Annotated in this window: 20 protein-coding genes; 7 read left to right on the forward strand and 13 right to left on the reverse strand. The window is 34.7% G+C overall.

Going from position 1 to position 19099, the window contains the following annotated elements:
• Window positions 1-39 precede the first annotated feature (39 nt).
• From YWA_RS0106240 to YWA_RS0106265, 6 genes are all read left to right on the forward strand, one after another.
• Window positions 40-246, forward strand: coding sequence for a helix-turn-helix transcriptional regulator (locus YWA_RS0106240; RefSeq protein WP_022827640.1), 207 nt, complete (start codon window positions 40-42; stop codon window positions 244-246).
• Between the two features lie 71 nt (window positions 247-317).
• Complete coding sequence (locus YWA_RS0106245) at window positions 318-1178, forward strand: YicC/YloC family endoribonuclease (RefSeq protein ID WP_040472125.1); 861 nt, start codon at window positions 318-320, stop codon at window positions 1176-1178.
• Window positions 1179-1269: 91 nt separating this feature from the next.
• Window positions 1270-1848, forward strand: coding sequence for a guanylate kinase (gene gmk / locus YWA_RS0106250; RefSeq protein WP_022827642.1), 579 nt, complete (start codon window positions 1270-1272; stop codon window positions 1846-1848).
• Window positions 1849-1969: 121 nt separating this feature from the next.
• Window positions 1970-2560 carry a nicotinate (nicotinamide) nucleotide adenylyltransferase gene (gene nadD, locus YWA_RS0106255; protein WP_026718625.1) on the forward strand — a complete coding sequence of 197 codons (591 nt, stop codon included), beginning with the start codon at window positions 1970-1972 and terminating at the stop codon, window positions 2558-2560.
• 68 nt (window positions 2561-2628) lie between these two features.
• Window positions 2629-3786 carry an iron-containing alcohol dehydrogenase gene (locus tag YWA_RS0106260; protein ID WP_022827644.1) on the forward strand — a complete coding sequence of 386 codons (1158 nt, stop codon included), beginning with the start codon at window positions 2629-2631 and terminating at the stop codon, window positions 3784-3786.
• A 300-nt stretch (window positions 3787-4086) separates the two neighbouring features.
• On the forward strand, window positions 4087-5082 hold the full coding sequence (locus YWA_RS0106265) for an NAD(P)H-dependent glycerol-3-phosphate dehydrogenase (protein WP_026718626.1): 996 nt from the start codon (window positions 4087-4089) through the stop codon (window positions 5080-5082).
• A 42-nt stretch (window positions 5083-5124) separates the two neighbouring features.
• Here the strand turns inward: YWA_RS0106265 and YWA_RS0106270 are convergent, their stop codons facing one another.
• The 3 genes from YWA_RS0106270 to YWA_RS0106280 form a co-directional block, all read right to left on the reverse strand.
• On the reverse strand, window positions 5125-5532 hold the full coding sequence (locus YWA_RS0106270; protein ID WP_022827646.1) for a hypothetical protein: 408 nt from the start codon (window positions 5530-5532) through the stop codon (window positions 5125-5127).
• Between the two features lie 166 nt (window positions 5533-5698).
• The gene (pheS, locus tag YWA_RS0106275; RefSeq protein ID WP_022827647.1) at window positions 5699-6718 is read right to left on the reverse strand and encodes a phenylalanine--tRNA ligase subunit alpha; all 1020 of its coding nucleotides are present in this window, start codon (window positions 6716-6718) and stop codon (window positions 5699-5701) included.
• Between the two features lie 206 nt (window positions 6719-6924).
• Window positions 6925-7281: a hypothetical protein gene (locus YWA_RS0106280; RefSeq protein WP_022827648.1), complete on the reverse strand. Its 357-nt coding sequence runs from the start codon at window positions 7279-7281 to the stop codon at window positions 6925-6927.
• A 116-nt stretch (window positions 7282-7397) separates the two neighbouring features.
• On the opposite strand from YWA_RS0106280, the gene YWA_RS0106285 reads away from it, so the two are divergent.
• Window positions 7398-7913: a CvpA family protein gene (locus YWA_RS0106285; RefSeq protein WP_022827649.1), complete on the forward strand. Its 516-nt coding sequence runs from the start codon at window positions 7398-7400 to the stop codon at window positions 7911-7913.
• 135 nt (window positions 7914-8048) lie between these two features.
• Here the strand turns inward: YWA_RS0106285 and YWA_RS0106290 are convergent, their stop codons facing one another.
• From YWA_RS0106290 to YWA_RS0106335, 10 genes are all read right to left on the reverse strand, one after another.
• Window positions 8049-9557: a S41 family peptidase gene (locus tag YWA_RS0106290; RefSeq protein WP_022827650.1), complete on the reverse strand. Its 1509-nt coding sequence runs from the start codon at window positions 9555-9557 to the stop codon at window positions 8049-8051.
• Between the two features lie 64 nt (window positions 9558-9621).
• A complete protein-coding gene (locus tag YWA_RS0106295; protein ID WP_022827651.1) occupies window positions 9622-10395 on the reverse strand; it encodes an AraC family transcriptional regulator in 774 nt (257 codons plus the stop codon).
• Between the two features lie 278 nt (window positions 10396-10673).
• Window positions 10674-11417 carry a tetratricopeptide repeat protein gene (locus YWA_RS0106300; protein ID WP_022827652.1) on the reverse strand — a complete coding sequence of 248 codons (744 nt, stop codon included), beginning with the start codon at window positions 11415-11417 and terminating at the stop codon, window positions 10674-10676.
• A 71-nt stretch (window positions 11418-11488) separates the two neighbouring features.
• Entirely contained in the window at window positions 11489-11869 is a 381-nt protein-coding gene (locus YWA_RS0106305) for a GxxExxY protein (RefSeq protein ID WP_022827653.1), read from the reverse strand.
• Window positions 11870-11940: 71 nt separating this feature from the next.
• Entirely contained in the window at window positions 11941-13710 is a 1770-nt protein-coding gene (locus YWA_RS0106310) for a BatD family protein (RefSeq protein WP_022827654.1), read from the reverse strand.
• Window positions 13711-13743: 33 nt separating this feature from the next.
• The gene (locus tag YWA_RS0106315) at window positions 13744-14493 is read right to left on the reverse strand and encodes a tetratricopeptide repeat protein (protein WP_022827655.1); all 750 of its coding nucleotides are present in this window, start codon (window positions 14491-14493) and stop codon (window positions 13744-13746) included.
• A 4-nt stretch (window positions 14494-14497) separates the two neighbouring features.
• Window positions 14498-15541, reverse strand: coding sequence for a vWA domain-containing protein (locus YWA_RS0106320; RefSeq protein WP_022827656.1), 1044 nt, complete (start codon window positions 15539-15541; stop codon window positions 14498-14500).
• Between the two features lie 20 nt (window positions 15542-15561).
• Window positions 15562-16563, reverse strand: coding sequence for a vWA domain-containing protein (locus YWA_RS0106325; RefSeq protein ID WP_026718628.1), 1002 nt, complete (start codon window positions 16561-16563; stop codon window positions 15562-15564).
• Entirely contained in the window at window positions 16563-18185 is a 1623-nt protein-coding gene (locus tag YWA_RS0106330; RefSeq protein WP_022827658.1) for a BatD family protein, read from the reverse strand. Before YWA_RS0106330 ends, YWA_RS0106325 begins: the two co-directional genes overlap by 1 nt.
• A 25-nt stretch (window positions 18186-18210) precedes the next feature.
• Window positions 18211-19074 (reverse strand): DUF58 domain-containing protein, encoded by an 864-nt coding sequence (locus YWA_RS0106335; RefSeq protein WP_022827659.1) that lies wholly within the window; start codon window positions 19072-19074, stop codon window positions 18211-18213.
• Between the last annotated feature and the right edge of the window lie 25 nt (window positions 19075-19099).

Raw genomic sequence — 19099 nt, forward strand, 5'->3', positions numbered from 1 at the left:
AATTTATACATTGAAATTAATTTTTCAAAATGACGTAAAATGAGAAATACAATTAAAGTGGAACGCGCCAAGAAAGACATGACCCAACAAGATTTGGCAGAAGCCGTGGCCGTTTCTAGGCAAACTATTAATTCCATCGAAAGTCAAAAATATACACCTTCCACAGTACTTTCGCTTAAAATCGCACGTATTTTCGAAACAACTGTTGATGCTATTTTTGAGTTGGAGGAAGATGATTTTTTATAGAAATTCATTTGGCGCAAAGCCCGTAACCACTAAATTCTTTTCCTTATATTTGTGCTCTTTTTAAAATACTTATGATACAATCGATGACTGGTTTTGGAAAAGCAACCATGCAACTTCCAAACAAAAAAATTACCGTAGAAGTAAAATCATTAAACAGCAAAGGTTTGGATTTAAACGTCCGAATTCCGTCTGTTTATCGTGAAATGGAATTGGGTTTACGTAACCAACTTTCAACCGTTTTAGAACGTGGAAAAGTAGATTTTTCTATTTTCATGGAAAATACCGCTGAACAAACTTCTGCTAAAGTCAACGTGCCTATCGTAAAAGCATATATCGCTCAATTGAAAGAAGTTTATGCAGATGCTGATGTTACGGAATTGATGAAAATGGCAGTAAGAATGCCGGATGCCATGAAAACGGAACGTGAAGAAATTGACGAAAACGATTGGAATCTAATTCAAAAAGTCATTGACGAAGCATTAGAAAACATGCAGTCGTTTCGTGTTTCTGAAGGAAGTGCATTAGAAAAAGAGTTCTTGCAACGCATAGCAAACATTATGACTTTAATGAATGCAACTGTTGCTTTAGACGGTGAAAGAATTGAAACCGTAAAAACAAGACTTCGCACAGCAATTGATGAACTAAAAGTTAATATCGACGACAATCGTTTTGAACAAGAATTAATTTTCTACCTTGAAAAATACGACATTACCGAAGAAAAAGTACGTTTAGAAAATCACCTACATTATTTCATTGAAACGATGGCAGGCAAAGAAGCTAATGGTCGGAAATTAGGTTTTATCACACAAGAAATTGGTCGTGAAATCAATACAATGGGTTCAAAATCAAATCATGCTCAAATGCAAAAATTAGTCGTTCAAATGAAAGACGAATTGGAGAAAATTAAGGAGCAGGTTTTGAATGTACTTTAGAAAAGCTGTAAGCCAAAAGCTATAGGCTTTAGGCTCTCAATATAAACACATTTGGATTACGGCTTATTGCCTAAAGCTTAAAGCATAAAAAATGAATACAGGAAAATTAATTGTTTTTTCAGCACCTTCGGGTTCAGGTAAAACAACGATTGTAAAATACCTTCTTGAACAAAAAGAATTGCACTTAGACTTTTCTATTTCAGCAACTTCGCGCGAAAAAAGAGGCGATGAAGTTGATGGTCAAGATTATTACTTTTTGTCATCGGAAGAATTTCAGGCTAAAGTTGCTGCAAATGAATTCGTAGAACATGAAGAAGTTTACAAAGATAATTACTACGGAACTTTAAAAACCGAATTAGAACGAATTTGGGCTTTGGGCAAACACGTGATTTTCGATATTGATGTGATTGGTGGTTTGAACATCAAGAAACAATTTCCAAAGAAAACATTAGCCGTTTTTGTGAGTCCGCCTTCTGTGGAAGAATTAGAAAGACGTTTGCGTTTCCGACAAACCGAAACCGACGAGAAAATCCAAATGCGTTTGGCGAAAGCCGAAAGAGAAATCGCCGAATCTGATAAATTTGATATCATATTAAAGAATTACGATTTAGAAATCGCCAAAAATGATGCATACGCATTGGTAAGTGATTACTTAAAAATGGTAGAATAAAACCCACACCCATTTCATAAATTAGTACGAATTAAATCTGTGAAAATTTGTGAAATCTGTGTTGAAAAATAATCGCAACGAAAATCATAAATCTAAAATCGCAAATCATAAATCTAAAAAAATGAAAGTAGGATTGTATTTCGGAACCTTTAATCCCATTCACATTGGTCATTTAATTATTGCCAATCATTTTGCCGAATTCACGGATTTAGAGCAAATTTGGATGGTGGTTACGCCGCACAATCCGCTGAAAAAGAAAAACACTTTGCTTGATGATTATCATCGTTTAGAAATGGTACATCTTGCAACTGCGAATTATCCCAAGATTAAACCTTCTGATATTGAGTTTAAACTTTCGCAACCTAATTATACTGTCAATACATTGGCTCACTTGCAGGAAAAGTTTCCTAATTATGAGTTTGCCTTAATTATGGGCGAAGACAATTTGAACTCATTAAACAAGTGGAAAAACTACGAGGTGATTTTGCAAAATCATGAAATTTACGTCTATCCTCGAGTTTCTGCCGAACCAAAACCGGAACTTTCTTTTCTAGAAAATTTCAAAGCTAAAATTCATAGTATTGAAGCTCCTATAGTAGAAATCTCTTCGACTTTTATTCGGAATTCAATAAAAGACAAGAAAAATATTAGTCCAATGCTTCCTGAAAAAGTAGCGGAATACATTGAGCATAATTTGTTTTACACGAAATAAGTTAACACGCTTTTATCATTCAACTCGTCCATGTTTTCGTAAATTTGATACACTTAAAAAATCAAATTATGAATAATTTCGAACTATACAATCCTACCAATTATATATTTGGCAAAGACCAAATGGAAAAATTAAGCACTTTAATTCCAAAAGGAGCTAAAGTTTTAGTGGCCTACGGAGGCGGAAGCATTAAGAAAAACGGTATTTACGATTCAGTACTGAAAAATCTAAAAGATTTCGAAGTGACTGAGTTTAGTGGAATCGAACCCAATCCACATTTTGAAACTTTAGAAAAAGCAATCGCAATAGTCAAAGAAAAAAAGATTGATTTTCTGTTGGCTGTTGGTGGTGGAAGCGTAATTGACGGAGTGAAATTTATTTCAGCTGCTGTAAATTATGATGGAAATCCACTTGAAATTTTACAGAAAAGAATTTTGATCAAAGAAAACGCAATGCCTTTTGGAACTGTTTTGACTTTACCTGCAACGGGAAGTGAAATGAATTCGGGAGCTGTTGTTACAATTGAATCCACTCAAGAAAAACTTTCGTTTGGTGGTTCGGCATTATTTCCACAATTTTCAATTTGCGATCCAACTGTTATTGCATCTTTGCCAAAGAGACAAATTCAAAACGGAATTGTAGATGGATTTACACATGTAATGGAACAATATTTGACTTACAAACACGACGCTTATTTACAAGATCGAATTGCTGAGGGAATTCTAACAACTTTACTTGAAATAGGTCCAAAAGTGGTAGAGCATCCAACGGATTACCACCTAGCTTCCAACTATATGTGGTGTTGCACGATGGCACTGAACGGATTACTAAATAAAGGAGTTCCAACAGACTGGACAACTCACATGATCGGTCACGAGTTAACAGCGATGCACGGAATTGACCACGCACGAACTTTGGCGATTATAGGACCACATTTATATACCGTCCTTTTTGAAACTAAAAAAGAGAAATTGGCACAATACGGAAAACGTATTTTTCATTTAGCAGGTAGTGATGACGAAATTGCAAAAGAAGCGATTAACAAAACTGTTGAGTTTTACCATTTGATGGGAATGGATACGAAGTTGTCCCAATACACTGATGATTACGAGAAAACAGCTGATTTCATTGCAAAACGTTTTGAAGAAAGAGGCTGGAAAGCCATGGGAGAAAAACAAAATCTGACTATTGAAAAAGTAAAACAGATTGTAGAAATGAGCTACTAGTTAGAATTCTAAATAAATCAAAAGGCACTGCTGAAAATTTTTCAGCAGTGCCTTTTTCAAAACACCAAAAACAAAATCTTAACTAACTCCTAAACTAAAACAAATGGGTATTTAGCCCTATCGTTATAAGATAACGCAAGTTTTAAATTTATAGTATGTTGAAAGTCAAAATTTTAACTTTTATTTCTATTTAAAAACTAAATTCTTCTGAAACACGCGTGTTCATTGGAAAAATTTATGGTTATTAATTTTAAAATAAGTATTTTTGACAACAATATTTCAGCTTTAAAAAAGAAAATGATGACAGAGCAACCAAAATTTGCAGTAATTGGAGGAGGAAGTTGGGCAACTGCGATTGCCAAAATGTTGTGTGTGAATTTGCCTGAAATTGCTTGGTACATGCGAAATGAAGATGCAATTAGTCACATCAAAGAATTTCACCACAATCCAAACTATTTAAGTTCGGTCGAATTTCACACTGAACAACTGCGATTGACGAGCGATATTAATGAAGCAATCGAATATGCTGATTATATTGTTTTTGCAATTCCATCCGCATTTTTAGATGGTGAATTAAAGAAATTAACTGCAAGTCTAAAAGATAAAGTAATCTTTTCAGCAATTAAAGGAATCGTTCCTGAAACGAGTTTAATTGTTGGCGAGCATTTCCATAAGATGTACGATATTAGTTATGATAATATTGGCGTAATTACTGGTCCGTGTCACGCTGAAGAAGTAGCTTTAGAACGTTTGTCCTACTTGACAATTGCTTGTGGTGATGCGGAGAAAGCGAAAGTTGTAGCTAAATGTCTAGCTGGAAATTACATTAAGACTAAAATTTCTGACGACATCGTTGGAACAGAATACGCCGCAATGTTGAAAAACATTTACGCAATTGCAGCCGGAATTGCACATGGTTTAGGCTACGGAGATAACTTCCAAGCCGTATTAATGAGTAACGGAATTCGTGAGATGAAACGTTTTATTCGGGAAGTACACAAAATGAAGCGTAATATCAATAATTCGGCTTATTTAGGTGATTTATTGGTTACAGGATATTCTTTGTTTTCTAGAAACAGAACTTTCGGAAATATGATTGGAAAAGGTTATACCGTAAAAAGTGCAATGATGGAAATGACGATGGTTTCAGAAGGATATTATGCTACAAAAAGTGCTTATCACTTAAACCAAAAGTACGGCGCTAAAACACCGATTATCGATGCAGTTTACAGCATTCTTTATGAAGGAAAAGAAGCAAAGAAAGTCTTTAAGAAATTAACAGACAGATTGGATTAAATAAAAAAGGGAGCATTTGCTCCCTTTTTAGTTTTTTATATATTATCGTTCAATAACGCCTTCTACAAATAAAATCGGAACTTCTTCCGTAGCGTTTTCATTGATGGAATTGCTTTTGAAAATAAATACTTTATCGTACAATTTATTGTCAATAAAATACGTCAACATAAACTCATTGTTTAAAACTAAAATACTTTTATCAAGTAATTCAACCTTCACGACAGAAACTGCTGGAACAGCAGGAAATGCGTGACGTAACAAAGAAGTTTTCTTCATTTCGCCGTCTAAAGTTCCAAATGCTGATGAAACAATCATCACGCTTTCTAAATCAAAGTCACTGTCGTTTACTAAATAAACGTACCACACTTTTTCATTAAACTCAACGCTAAATTCTTGTACTGCAGCAAGAAATACATTTTCTACAGTTGGTATTTGAATGTCTTTTTTCATGTTGTTTTACTAGAATTCTGAAAATTGAATTGTTTGTTATACGAATATTGAAACCTAATTAACCCCGATTGGAGGGAAAATCCTCCCGATTTTTTATCGGGAGATTTGGAAGGAAAGCGGGAAAATGGAAAGCTGAAAAAGCCCGAGCGATTCGTTCCTAATAAATCTAAATACTCGACTTAAATTGCTCCAAAAAGCGAACGTCATTTTCATAAAACATACGGATATCGCCAATTTGGTGCAGCAACATCGCGATACGCTCCACTCCCATTCCGAAGGCAAAACCGGTATATTCTTCTGAGTCGATACCGCAGTTTTTTAGGACATTTGGGTCGACCATTCCACAACCACCAATTTCTAACCAGCCGGTTCCTTTTGTGATTCGGTAATCGGTTTCGGTTTTTAGACCCCAATAAATATCGATTTCCGCACTTGGTTCTGTGAACGGGAAATACGACGGACGTAAACGGATTTTTGATTTTCCGAACATCTCTTTGGTGAAATATAAAAGCGTCTGTTTCAAATCAGCAAAGGAAACATCTTTGTCGATATACAATCCTTCGATTTGGTGAAATATACAGTGAGAACGTGCCGAAACAGCTTCATTTCTGAAAACTCTTCCCGGAGAAATCGTTCGAATAGGCGGTTTATTTTCTTCCATATAACGCACTTGAACGGATGAAGTGTGCGTTCGCAACAACACGTCAGGATTGGTTTGGATGAAAAAAGTGTCTTGCATATCGCGAGCCGGATGGTATTCTGGCAAGTTTAATGCAGTGAAATTATGCCAATCATCCTCAATTTCTGGACCTTCAGAAACATTGAATCCGATAGTCGAAAAGATGTCGATGATTTGGTTTTTTACTAATGAAATCGGGTGACGAGAACCTATTTTGAACGGTTCGCCTGGACGAGTCAAATCGCCGTAAATTCCTTTGATTTCTTCTTTGCTTTCCAACGCTTCTTGAAGTTGTTTTACTTTCTCTTCGGCAGTTGTTTTTAACGCATTGATTACTTGTCCAAATTCTTTTTTCTGTTCGTTTGGAACATTTTTGAATTCGGCAAAAAGGGTTTTCAATAAACCTTTGGTTCCAAGATATTGAATTCTAAACGCTTCTAATTCACTCGTGTTATCGGTTGAAAAAGATTGAGCTTCGGCAATATATGCTTTGATTTTGTCTATCATCGTTTGTAGTAAAGGTGCAAATTTAAGGTTTTTCGCTGAAAGTTTTGGTGTAAAAAAGCTTGTTTTGTCTTTTTAGTTTCCTGCCACGAATTACACGAATTGGCACTAATTTATTGACTTATATTAATTAGCACCAATAGTAGTGAATCATAATTTTTACAAATTAGTATTCGTGTATATTAGTGAGATTCGTGGTTGACTTTTAATTAATCTATGTATTCTTTCTCTAAAAAATAACTGACAATTGCTTCTTTCATTAAAACGGTCTGTTCGCCTGCTTTTAATGTTGGCAATTCTTCTTTTACACTATAATGTGGCCAACCTTCTTGGTCCACGTGGTCAAAAGTGTAAAATCCGTAAGGTTCTAACAATCGACAAATGGCGATGTGCATCAAATTTAACTTCTCGTCTTTCTTGAATTTATCGTGTACTTTTCCTAATTCTTGAACACCGATTAAATAAATGATGGCGTCCAAATCTAAATCTTCGCCTTTTGAAAATTGGTCTGAAAGTTTAGCGACTAAACCTTCCCAACGCTCTTTAAGTTGTATATCTCTTGACATTGTCTTTTTATATTGAAAAGAAGCGGTTTTGCTTCTGTGAAATTGTAGCTACAAAGATACGTCGTTGCTTTTGGTTTTTCTACAAAAGTAACTACCTTGGCCAAACATTTTTTATTATGCAAGTTATTGACATTATTCTAGGTTGTTTGCTTTTATACGGATTGGTTCGTGGGTTTTGGAACGGATTTTTTATTGAAATTGCTTCTTTGTTTTCACTCCTTTTGGGAATTTTTATTGCGATTAAGTTTTCTTCTTTTGCGCAATCCCTTTTAAGTTCACATGTTTCTTGGTCGCCGAAAACGATTCAGATTACGGCATTCGCATTGACATTTATTGCAGTAGTCATCGGCTTATCCGTTCTTGCTAAATTTTTAACTACAATCTCAAAATTCGCTGGTTTGGGAATTTTTAATAAAATTGCAGGTGCTTTTTTCGGTTTGTTGAAAACAATTCTTTTAATGAGTGTTGCACTTCACTTTTTTCAAAAGATGAACTCAAAAGCAAGTTTTGTTTCGAAGGAACAATTGGTAAAATCGATTTTGTATTATCCTACTTTAGAAGTTTCTGGGAAAATTTATCCTACTTTGGAAAGTTGGTTTGAGGAATTTTATCCTAGTAAAGAAGAGCGATAGAATATTTCTATCTACAAGATCCCGCGGTTGAAACCGTGGGCGATATTTTAGCATGATAATAAATTGTATTCAAGCTAAATTCGTATTCCGACTTTCAAAAATTGGCCACGGTTTTAACCGTGGTGCGAAATGAATTTAATTTGCATTAATTAATTCCAATACAAATTTCATCTGTGTGTCTTCCTGCTTTAAATAATCCTCGTAAGTTTGCCTCACATTAAAATCCGGAATAATTCCTCGACCAAATATTTGATTTTCCTTTTTCAAAACATCTTGATCTAAATTAACAACAGAAAATTGAGTTACAATTTTAGAATCTGGTAATTTATATTCCATTGGCGTGTGACCATTATGACCATAATATCCTCCCATAGTTTCTTCGCCAACCGTGGTTGTATTTGTATTTCCCGCTAACATTGACGCAAATAAACTTCCGGCGGAAGCAATTGCTGGACTGGTTAGCAAATATATTTTACCCTTAAATGCATTCGTGTTTGGCGTTCTAACTTTGTGGTCGTCACTATTTTCGTCTTGATAAAGTTTATCATCAATTTCTTTTGTGAATATTTCTTGAAATTCCTTGTTGAATTTTCCAATGAAGAGCGGTCGCAAAAATCTTTGGATTTTACTGTCGTAATATTTAAGTAGCGGGATTTTCTTAAAACTAATCCAAGCTTGCTTATTTTCTTGGAAATTTCGTTGAGTCAAATAAGAATAAGTCACAAGATCGTTTGGGTCCGTTCCTCCACCATTTTGCCGAACATCAACAATCAGATTCTTTACTTCCTCTTTTTTAATTGTAGTAAAAATACTGTCTAAAAAAGCAACGTAAGTATGATGTTCTTTAGAATTTTCATTACCCATTACAAAAGTATAGATGGTTAAAACACCTATTGAATCATTTATCTTTTTATAGTTATATTTTTTATCTTCGGGCAAATCAGCGTAATAAATATTGTCAAAGTTAGCAGAATATCTTTTGATAAAGTTAGCGTAATAGCCAGAATAACTAACACTTTCTATAACTTTAGTTTCAAGCGAATTCGGTTTTCGCCCTTTATAATTAACCGTGAATTGGTTTTTCAGTCCATAATGTAAACGATAATATTTTGCAAAATTAGTTCGAATCCCTATCCTTTTTCCCGTTAGATTGTCGCCATCAGTGGTGTAATATTTATTGAAATTGGAAATAATTTCTTCAATTGAAACATTGTCAATCGAAATAAGCTCGGAACCTAGAGGAATTGCTCCATTTTCGAAGTTTATCAGCCATTTTCCGTCAATCCATTTTACAGGAAAAGGAAAATAGCCTGAAGTTTCTTTACGCAATTTTTGTATTATTTTTTTCGGTAAAAAAGTTTCATTATGAACACTTCCTTCGAAATTAGTCAATTGACAAATAATATTATAAAATTCTCGGTAACTTGAAGATGTAGTTATTTCTTTATCAGCCCAATTATAAATACTATCAATTTGCGCTTTCGTTCGATATTTATAAAGACCCGAATTTGCTTTAACTCGGATTTCTTTGAAAATTGCTAAATCTTCACGCATGTTTTTCTGTGAAAAAACATCGTCAATAGATTGCGAAAATGCAAAGTTTGAAAGCAGGATAAAAATTAGTAGAGAAGTAGCGTTTTTCATTTGAGTCGAAATAGTTGTCAAATGTAATCGTATAAGAAATAGAGTACTTGTATAATATTGGCTATTATATTTTCGCAGAAAGGCTTTCTTGATATTTCTTTGGCGAAACACCAATAAATCGCTTGAAGGTTTTAGAAAAATGAGCTAAATCTGTAAAATTATATTGATAAGCAATATCGGTAAGTTCTGAATTTGAATCAATTAATTTTTTACTTGAGAAAATTTTCTTCATCAAAATATAATTAATTGGTGTCATTCCTGTCGAAGCTTTGAATTTCTTTGCAAATCCAAACTTGTTGATATTTGCCATTTCAGCCAATTCATTCAAGCAGAATTTACTACAAATATGCTTTTCGATGTAGGTATTAATTTCCTTAAAACTGTCGAAATTCAAGGCTGAATATTCATTTTCATTTTCTTCTGAATACGATTTCAAAAATTCTAAAAACCTTTTCAAAGCAATTTCAATAAGGGAATCATTTCTCGAATCAATTGCTTCTTTAACTTTTAAAAATAACAGGTTTGCTCTCTTACTGTTTATTTTTCTATTCAGAAAGATGATGTTTTTTCCATCCAAAGCCGATTTCATTAAATCGTTTGAGATGTAAATCGTATCGAATTTTAAAGGAAAATTGATGTCAATTATAGGATTCGAATGAATTTCAAAGGGATTCGTTATCGAGATACTTCCGGCTTCACTAAACAAACTTTGATGCTCAAAATCGATTTGTTCCGTTCCTTGATGAATCAGCGAAATGCAAAACGTTTCATGAAAATGCTTTGGAAAATCAGTAGTTTGATTGTCTATCGAAATGTATTCTAAATCGTCAAAGTTCATTTGCTGGAATTGAAGTTGGCGTAAAGTTAGTTTAATTATCTTAAATTGCTTATGCTAGCGCGAGCGTCCCGCTGGAGACAACAACAAATAAGATTTGGTTTTACGTTTATGGGTACGAGCGAGACGCTCGCACTAGCTTGAGTTTTCTATTTATAAAACCCGACGGTTGAAACCGTGGGCAATATTTTAGCGCGATAATAAATAATTATTGGAGTTAAAATTGACCTCCAATATTCAAACATTGGCCACGGTTTTAACCGTGGTATAGTAAATAAAATTTACTTCAATTCCTTTATACTACTCGCCTTAATCCAACCATCCGTTCCATCAGGAAGCGATATCCTTCTCCAATTGTCAAGATTTTCTTTCACCTCAACCTTTGTTCCTTCGTGTAAAGTAAAAGCGTCAGAACTTTCAGTTTTAGGTTCAGCTTTTACAGCAACCATTTCGTCGAAAACAATCGCAGGACGGTATAATTCATCATTACTTTTCTCTGAAATCGACGCGAATATTGCTAACACCAAAACAATTCCCGACAGAAACATTCCGCCAAAAAATATACGTTTTAATAGCGTTCGGTGTGAAAAATAATATCCAATGAAGAATAGCAAAATAAAAAACGAACCAAAAACTGCAACCCAAGCCCAAGAATTATAATGTCTCGACGAAGTCAAATTGGTCAACACTTTTTCAAAGCCAACTTCAGGCAATTCTTTTACCTCATCAATTTGGAGCTTTTGAGCAAAAGCAAGGTTGTTTAAAATCTGTTTATCGTTAGGTTTTATCAACAATGCTTTTTCAAAATTGTAAATTGCAGGCGCAACTTTGTTCAATTTGTAGTATGAATTCCCCAAATTAAAATACAATTCCGCTGATTGCTTATTGGTTTTTAAAACCGATTCGTATGCTTGAACTGCATCTTGAAATTGATTTTTTCGGTACAATTCATTTCCTTTTTCAAAACCGTTTTGGGCAAGAAAAATTTGCGGAAGCAATAATAATATATAAAGTAGATTTTTCATTTTTAAAATATTTTAAACACGAGGTTCACAAAGTTGGCACAAGGTTCACAATGTTAAAATGCTTTTTTCGATTATAGTGTTCCGTTTATTACTCTTTTTACTCCGTCTTTTAATAAAACAACATTAAAATTAATTAACAATCCTAATTTGCAATTAGACAATCTTAAATAGGTTAAAATTTGTGCAAGATGTATGTCATTCAATTTTTCAACCGATTTTATTTCGACAATAAATTTATCTTCTATAATTAAATCTAAACGATATCCAACATCTAATCGAACTTCATCATAAATTAAAGGCAAAGCTTTTTGTTTCTCAACTTTTAGATTTGCTTTCTTCAATTCATAAAACATACATTCTTCATAAGCACTTTCTAACAATCCCGGACCTAATCTTTTATGAACTTTTAAGGCTGATTCAAAAACTACACTTGCAATTTCGTTTTCTGTCATTTGTTTGGCTTTTATTAATTAAGGGTGTGAAATAATTTTGTGAACCTTGTGATTCCTTGGTGCCCTTTGTGTTAAAGAATTTGTTTTTCTAATTCAGAAATCAATCCCACTGCTTTGTCAAAATCCGACTGAATTGCCACACTTGATGACGGAGCATATCGAGCGAATTCGCAGTTATCCACTAATTTAATAAATTCAGAAACTGTGTTTTCATCCGCTTTTCGTTCTAACAAAACAGCGTGAATCGTAGCTTTACTCATCTCCGAAGTTTCGATATGCAACTTTGCTTTCAAGAAATTATGCAATGCTTTTTCTAAAGCGATGTAAAATAATTCTTTATTTTGAAGTTGGTTTTTAGCTTCTGATAAATATTTTTTAACCAATTTATTCGAACGACGAATGCGGTTTCCTGTAACGTCACCATCTCTCGCTTCTTTTTTACTTCTGAAAATCATTAAGATTGGAATACACAAAAACGGAAAAATCACCAACCCATAAAACAATGAACTTCCAAAAAAGTCCTCTTGTTTGATTGGTTTCAAATCTGTTTTCAACTTGATGAACTCAAATTTAGAATTCGCAGTAATCGTTCTTTTATTCGATGGCTCATCAGGACTTTGAGCAGCAACTGCAGCTGTACTTTCTGGACCGTCTAAAACTTTGACCATTATTTCAGGTGAAGAAATGGTTTTGTAACGCTGCGATTTCAAATCAAAGTACGAAAAAGTCATCGGTTTGATTGGATATTCGCCTTTGTATTGAGGAATAACCTTGTAAGTATCGGAGATGGAACCCGTCATTCCGCTCAATGGAGAATTGACATTTTCTTTATGAACAGGGTCGTACATTTCTAAAGCTGTTGGCACGACCGGTTTTGGTAAGGTAAATAATTTTAAATTTCCTGTTCCTGAAACTACAACTTTCAACTCTAAACTTTCGCCGTGTTTCAAAGTTGTTTTTGATGGTTTTGCTTCGAAATTAAAGTTTCCAACCGCTCCTGTAAAATCTGCTGGCTTACCATTTTCAGGCAACGCTTTTACGTTTATAGTTTTGGCTCCAGCCGAAACTCTCTTGTTTGATTGTGTTGTTTGTACTTGGCCAAAGAAATTTCTACGGTTTGTAGGAAGTTCTAAATCAATATCCATTGACAAAGGTTCGATAGATAACTTACCTGATTTTTGAGGATACAAAACTGTTTTTCGCAACGTAACTACGCGTGCTCTTTCGCCATTATAATTTCCTTCTTCAACAACTAATTGCTTGATATCAATGTTTTGACTCCAAAAATCGTTGTATTTCGGTTTGTCTAATTCACGCCAATTTGTAATTCCGATGTTGTAACTGAAATACAATTTGTAAACCACAGTAATCGGTTCGTTGATATATGGATTCACTTTTGAAACTTCAGCAACAAGATGAATCGCATCATTTGCCGAAATTTGTGGCGCGTCTTGTGGGTTTTTAGGAACATCAATTGCAGCGCCTACATTTATTTTTACCGGCGACGTTTTATACGTTTGACCGTTGATTTCAATACTGGCTTGATTGATAGTTACGTTTCCTTTTCGCGTAGGCAATAAAAAATACGAATAACTTTTATTAAACGACGAACGTCCATTTACCCACGATTGACTCACTTGTTGCATCGGACCATTCACCACTCGAAAACCATCAAAATCAGGTGGTGTAAAATTATCACCATCTGCATTCATTGAGAAATCAACACGAAGTCGCTCGTTCAATCCAAGCGAAGTTTTGCTGACTTTAGCTTCAAATTCAACTTGTTGCGCAAAAGTGGCTACACTAAAAAAGAATACATATAATAGAAGTAACTTTTTCATTTTCTAACTTACATTTTTGTAATTACAATTGGTTTACCAATCTTTATCGGTTTCCACGGGTTTTCCTTTTACCTTTTGTGCATTGACTTTTTCCTGCACTCTTTTCTCATCATTATTTACCGCGTCAAGCAAATTCTGGATGCGTTGTTGCGAAATCTGACCTTCTTTTGGCTTCTTTCCGTCGCCTTTGTCGTCTTTCTCATTTTTACCTTCATCCTTTTTGTCCTTGTCTTTATCGCCTTTATTGTCCTTTTTATCCTTGTCGCCGTCTTTCTTATCTTCCTTCTCCTTCTTATCCTGCTCTTTTTTCTCGTCCTTTTCTTTGTCGTTTTTCTTCTCGTCTTTCGGCGGATTTTCTTTCAACATTTTCTTTGCCAAAGCATAATTATAACGCGTTTCATCGTCAGACGGGTTGTTAATTAAAGCCTGTCTGTAAATATTAACCGCTCCTTCGTAATTTTTTTCTTTCATCAAAACATTTCCAAGATTATGAAAAGCCTTATGTTTTTCAGCTCTTGTCGTGGCGTTTTTAATCGCATTTTGATAAGCAAACTTCGCTTCTGCGGGTTGATTTATGGTGTAAATTGTATTTCCTAAATTGTAATACGAATCCGCTTTCTTTGGAAATTTAGACGCAGAAATTCGGTAATTCGTTTCCGCATCTGCATAATTTTTTTCGTTGAAAGCTTCATTCCCTTCCGGCAAATTCTTGTCTTTTTCCTGTCCTTTGACTACCAAAGAAAAAAGAATCGCCAAGACTACAACTATATTTTTATAAGTCATCACGCTAGTTTTTAATTTTTTCTTCGTTAAACAAATTCATCTTTTTCACCCATCCTGTTTTTTTCTCCAACAGAAATATATCTACAAAAACCAACAACATTCCGAACCCTAAAAACCATTGAAACTGTGAATTAAAGTCGGTGAATTGTGTCGATTCAAATTCGGTTTTTTCTATGTTTTCCAATGCTTTTTTGACAAAATCAACCACTTCTTTGGTATTGCTTCCGTTGATGTATTTCCCTTTTGTCGCTTTGGCAATTTCTTGCAAACTACTTTCATTCAATTTTGTAATTACCACTTCGTTTTGGCGGTCACGCTGAAAACTTTCTACGACGCCGTTTCTCTTCAACGGAATTGGACCTCCTTTTGCAGTTCCAACACCGATTGTCAAGATTTTTAAACCTGCTTTATTTGCTTCTTCCGCGGTTGCTTTTGCTCCTTCAGAATGGTCTTCACCGTCCGAAATCAAAATCACCAATTTGCTGGTTTTACTTTTTTCGTCGAAATAACTTTCCGACATCTTAATCGCTTCTTCCAATGAAGTTCCTTGCGAAGAAACCATTCCTGGATTCATGCTTTGCACAAACATTTTGGCCACGCCGTAATCCGTAGTCAACGGTAAAACTGGAAAAGCACTTCCGGCATAAGCTACAACGCCAATTCGGTCATTTCCTAATTCATTGATAACTTGCGAAATAATCTGCTTGGTTTTGTCCAACCGATTCGGTGCGATATCTTCGGCAAGCATACTTTTAGAAACGTCTACAGCAAACACAATGTCAATTCCTTCTCGTTTCACGGTTTCGGTTTTGGTTCCGATTTTTGGGTTAACCAAAGCAATTATGAAGCAAGCAAATGCCAAAAGCAAAATCACAAATTTCAAAACGGATTTAAAAACTGATTTTTCAGGTGTCAATCTTTTTACCAATTCTACATCGCCAAATTCGCGTTGCTTTTTTCTTTTCCAATATAAATTATACAGGAAAATCACCACCAAAATTGGCAGAATAAATAAAAGATATAAATATTTTTTTTCGTCTAATTCCATTTTTTCAACTAATCGAAATTTTAAATAAAACTTCTGTAAACCGTATTTCGTAATCCTACTTCAAGCAACAATAATATTCCTGCGAAAATCAAAAACGGTCGGTATTTTTCATCGTAATCGTAGAATTTTAGTTCTTCGATTTCTGTGGTTTCCAACTTATTAATTTCATCGTAAATCGTTTCTAACTTCGCGTTTGAATTGGCTCTGTAATATCTTCCGCCTGTGTTTTTTGCAATATTTTTCAGTAATTGTTCGTCGATTTCTACTTTCATCATTCTGAAAATAAAATCGCCGTTTGGTGCAACAGAATACGGATACATTGCCATTCCGTTACTTCCTAAACCAATTGTGTAGACTTTAATTCCGTATTCTTTTGCAATATCAGAAGCGGTTTCCGGTTCAATTGTTCCTGAATTATTGACTCCATCTGTTAGCAAAATAATCACTTTACTTTTCGCTTTACTGTCTTTTACACGGTTTATGGCTGTTGCCAATCCTGTTCCAATTGCTGTTCCGTCTTGCAACACATTGTCGAATTTTATACTATTCAACGCGTCAACAACAACGGCTTTATCACTCGTCACTGGCACTTTTGTATAACCTTCTCCCGCATATAAAACTAATCCGATTCGGTCATTTGGTCTAGATTCGATAAATTCAGAAGCTACTTTTTTCAAAGCTTCCATTCGGTTTGGCTTTAAATCTTTGGCCAACATACTACTCGAAACGTCAATCGCTAAAACAATATCGATTCCTTTTGTGGTTTTGGTTTGACTACTAATATCCACCGTTCGTGGTCGAGCCATTGCAATTATTAAAGCCGATAAAGCTAAAATTCGCAGAACAAACAACACAGGTTTTAATTTACCCAAAACTGATTTCGACGTAGAAAAACCTTTTAGCGAACTCATTTTCAAAGTTGCCGATTGATTATTTCGCGTCCAAATATACCAAGCAATCGCAATGGGAATCAACAAAAAGAACCAAAAGAAACCGGGATTTAAAAAAGTTACATTCGTCATCATTTGTCGTCTCTTTTAAGTTCTACCGATTGTAAAACGCGTTCTGCAATTTCTTTTGCGTATTTATCACCTTGTTTTTGAACGATATTAATTTGTTGTAATCCGCCGTCTTGCGCGAAAATAATCGTTTCATAATACATTTCGTAGCTTTTCTTGTCAAGAGGATTTAGAATCGTAAACGTTCCGTAACCTTTCATTCCGCTAATTCCTTCGCGTGTTGTAAACTCGCCTTGGTCGCCAATAATGTTTTTTGCTCCTTGCGATTCGAAAATTTGCATTGTCGCTTCAACCGCAGTTTTCAAATCAACTTTCGTCTCTTTCTTGTATTGCAACGTTGAAATCGACACGGAAAAATTACTCATAATACTTCCGTAACTGAACGTTTGCATATCTTTAATTACTGCAAAAGCTTCTTTTGGCAACGTCTTTTTAACGTCAATTCTCGTCAGTACTTTTGGGGTTTCGATGTGAATTCCTGAATCGCCATATTCACTCGTTACCCATTCGCCTTCCACTAATTCTTTCGACGGATGTCCAAGAAGATTGTCTTGCAAATAATCAAATCCTTTCGTTGCAATGAAGAAAATCGCTGTTCCAAAAAGCACTACAAAAACAACAAGAATTGAAACTACAATTCGAGTAATTTTTTTCTTGCGTAATTTTTGTTTGATTAATTTCTGACGTTGGGCTTCGTTTAAAATATCACCTTCATCTTCTACAGCTTCTGGAATCGCGTTGTCAAGCGTAAGAATCGTTTTCTCAATTTTCTTTTTGTCTTCAGCAATTTCGAAATCTAGTGGTTTTGATTTGGCAAACTTCACTAAATCGGCTTGCATCAAAACGCGTTCTAAATTCTCCAAAGTCTCTGGCGAAACTTTCATTTTCTTTTTCAAAGATGCTTTTCGCAAACCGGCAATTAATTCAGAAGTTGTGCTTTCCATCGCTGGAATTTCAATCGCTTCTTCAATGTAATTTCGAGCGATATTAGTCAATTCACTGTAATATTCTTTAATCGCACCTTTTTGCCAAAGTTCTCTTTTTTCCAAATTATTCAGCAAATTCGTCGCTTTTTCAATTGGCGATTTGTAAATAACAGCTTCGATTTTCTTCTTTTGAAATTTTCGCATTAGAAAATAAACCAAAGCTCCAATTCCGATGATAAGCAAAATTCCAAGAATCCATTTCCAAATCCAAGACGAAGAACTTTCTGCTTTTGCAATTGGTTTTATTTCGTACATCTTCTGTTTCAAAGTATCAACCGCAACATTTTGAACGGTAACTGATAAAGAATCAGAAAACAAAACGTTTTTGCCAAACAACACTTTTAAAGACGGAATTGTATATTTCCCTGAATCAAATTGCGTCAATCCGTATTTCTTAATCAATTCATAGCGACCGCCGTTTTTAATTGTGTCTACTTTATACGAACGAATTACTTCCAAAACACCGAAATTTTTCCCTGACGGAAAAGTCACTTGTGTCGCAGTATCCGCTTCGGCTTTTAAAGTCAAATTGAACTGGGCTCCAATTTTGTTTTTTGTTGTATCAATGGAAGTCGTCACTTTTTGAGCAAAAAGCGCGTTGGTACAAAGCAATAATAAAATATATATTTTAATTTTCATTTTTTAAAAATAGTAATACGTTGGATTAGCGCGATTTAAAATAACCCAATAATTTAGTCACATAACTTTCGTCGACTCTTGTATTTACTACACCTGAACCGCATTTGCTAAACGTTTCTTTGAAATATTTTACTTTTTCGTGGTAGTATTTTTCATATTCCATGCGGACTTGTTTTGAACCGGTATTTATTAATTCAACATTTCCCGATTCTGCGTCAAGCATTGGAACAACACCTAAATTTGGCATTTTCTCTTCCCGAATATCATACACTCGAATTCCGGTAATATCGTGTTTTTTAGAAGCAATTTTCAACGTATGCTCATAATCAGCCGACATAAAATCAGAAATCAGAAATACAATTGCTTTCTTTTTTTGAGTGCTTGACAAAAACTTCAACGCTTGAGCAACATCAGTTTTATTACTTTTGGGTTGAAATTCAATCAACTCACGAATAATTCGCAATACGTGCGATTTCCCTTTTTTCGGTGGAATATAAAGTTCGATTTGGTCGGAAAATAAAATCAATCCAATCTTATCATTATTTTGAGTCGCCGAAAAAGCCATCGTTGCCGAAATCTCCGTAATAATATCTTCTTTAAAAGCATTTTTAGTTCCAAAACCTGATGAACCACTGATATCAACCATCAACATCATCGTCAACTCGCGTTCTTCCTCGAAAACTTTGACGTGAGCTTCATTGTATCGAGCCGTAACATTCCAATCGATTGCTCGAATGTCATCGCCGTATTGGTATTGTCGCACTTCCGAAAAAGTCATTCCGCGTCCTTTAAACGACGTATGGTATTCCCCCGAAAAGATGTGATTGCTCAATCTTCGGGTTTTGATTTCGATTTTTCGTACTTTTTTTAATAGCTCTTTTGTATCCATCTTTCTTTAGTTGTCGGTTGTCGGT

The organism is Flavobacterium antarcticum DSM 19726, assembly GCF_000419685.1.
Lineage (GTDB): Bacteria > Bacteroidota > Bacteroidia > Flavobacteriales > Flavobacteriaceae > Flavobacterium > Flavobacterium antarcticum.

Excerpts from the sequence above, each read along its gene's own strand:
- YWA_RS0106295 (WP_022827651.1), bottom strand. The coding sequence starts at position 10,395 with ATGAACTTTGACGATTTAGAATACATTTCGATAGACAATCAAACTACT.
- YWA_RS0106280 (WP_022827648.1), bottom strand. The coding sequence starts at position 7,281 with ATGTCAAGAGATATACAACTTAAAGAGCGTTGGGAAGGTTTAGTCGCT.
- YWA_RS0106330 (WP_022827658.1), bottom strand. The coding sequence starts at position 18,185 with ATGAAAATTAAAATATATATTTTATTATTGCTTTGTACCAACGCGCTT.
- YWA_RS0106270 (WP_022827646.1), bottom strand. The coding sequence starts at position 5,532 with ATGAAAAAAGACATTCAAATACCAACTGTAGAAAATGTATTTCTTGCT.
- YWA_RS0106285 (WP_022827649.1), top strand. The coding sequence starts at position 7,398 with ATGCAAGTTATTGACATTATTCTAGGTTGTTTGCTTTTATACGGATTG.
- YWA_RS0106290 (WP_022827650.1), bottom strand. The coding sequence starts at position 9,557 with ATGAAAAACGCTACTTCTCTACTAATTTTTATCCTGCTTTCAAACTTT.
- YWA_RS0106305 (WP_022827653.1), bottom strand. The coding sequence starts at position 11,869 with ATGACAGAAAACGAAATTGCAAGTGTAGTTTTTGAATCAGCCTTAAAA.
- YWA_RS0106315 (WP_022827655.1), bottom strand. The coding sequence starts at position 14,493 with ATGACTTATAAAAATATAGTTGTAGTCTTGGCGATTCTTTTTTCTTTG.
- YWA_RS0106300 (WP_022827652.1), bottom strand. The coding sequence starts at position 11,417 with ATGAAAAATCTACTTTATATATTATTATTGCTTCCGCAAATTTTTCTT.
- gmk (WP_022827642.1), top strand. The coding sequence starts at position 1,270 with ATGAATACAGGAAAATTAATTGTTTTTTCAGCACCTTCGGGTTCAGGT.
- YWA_RS0106260 (WP_022827644.1), top strand. The coding sequence starts at position 2,629 with ATGAATAATTTCGAACTATACAATCCTACCAATTATATATTTGGCAAA.
- nadD (WP_026718625.1), top strand. The coding sequence starts at position 1,970 with ATGAAAGTAGGATTGTATTTCGGAACCTTTAATCCCATTCACATTGGT.
- YWA_RS0106240 (WP_022827640.1), top strand. The coding sequence starts at position 40 with ATGAGAAATACAATTAAAGTGGAACGCGCCAAGAAAGACATGACCCAA.
- YWA_RS0106310 (WP_022827654.1), bottom strand. The coding sequence starts at position 13,710 with ATGAAAAAGTTACTTCTATTATATGTATTCTTTTTTAGTGTAGCCACT.
- pheS (WP_022827647.1), bottom strand. The coding sequence starts at position 6,718 with ATGATAGACAAAATCAAAGCATATATTGCCGAAGCTCAATCTTTTTCA.
- YWA_RS0106335 (WP_022827659.1), bottom strand. The coding sequence starts at position 19,074 with ATGGATACAAAAGAGCTATTAAAAAAAGTACGAAAAATCGAAATCAAA.
- YWA_RS0106325 (WP_026718628.1), bottom strand. The coding sequence starts at position 16,563 with ATGACGAATGTAACTTTTTTAAATCCCGGTTTCTTTTGGTTCTTTTTG.
- YWA_RS0106320 (WP_022827656.1), bottom strand. The coding sequence starts at position 15,541 with ATGGAATTAGACGAAAAAAAATATTTATATCTTTTATTTATTCTGCCA.
- YWA_RS0106265 (WP_026718626.1), top strand. The coding sequence starts at position 4,087 with ATGACAGAGCAACCAAAATTTGCAGTAATTGGAGGAGGAAGTTGGGCA.
- YWA_RS0106245 (WP_040472125.1), top strand. The coding sequence starts at position 318 with ATGATACAATCGATGACTGGTTTTGGAAAAGCAACCATGCAACTTCCA.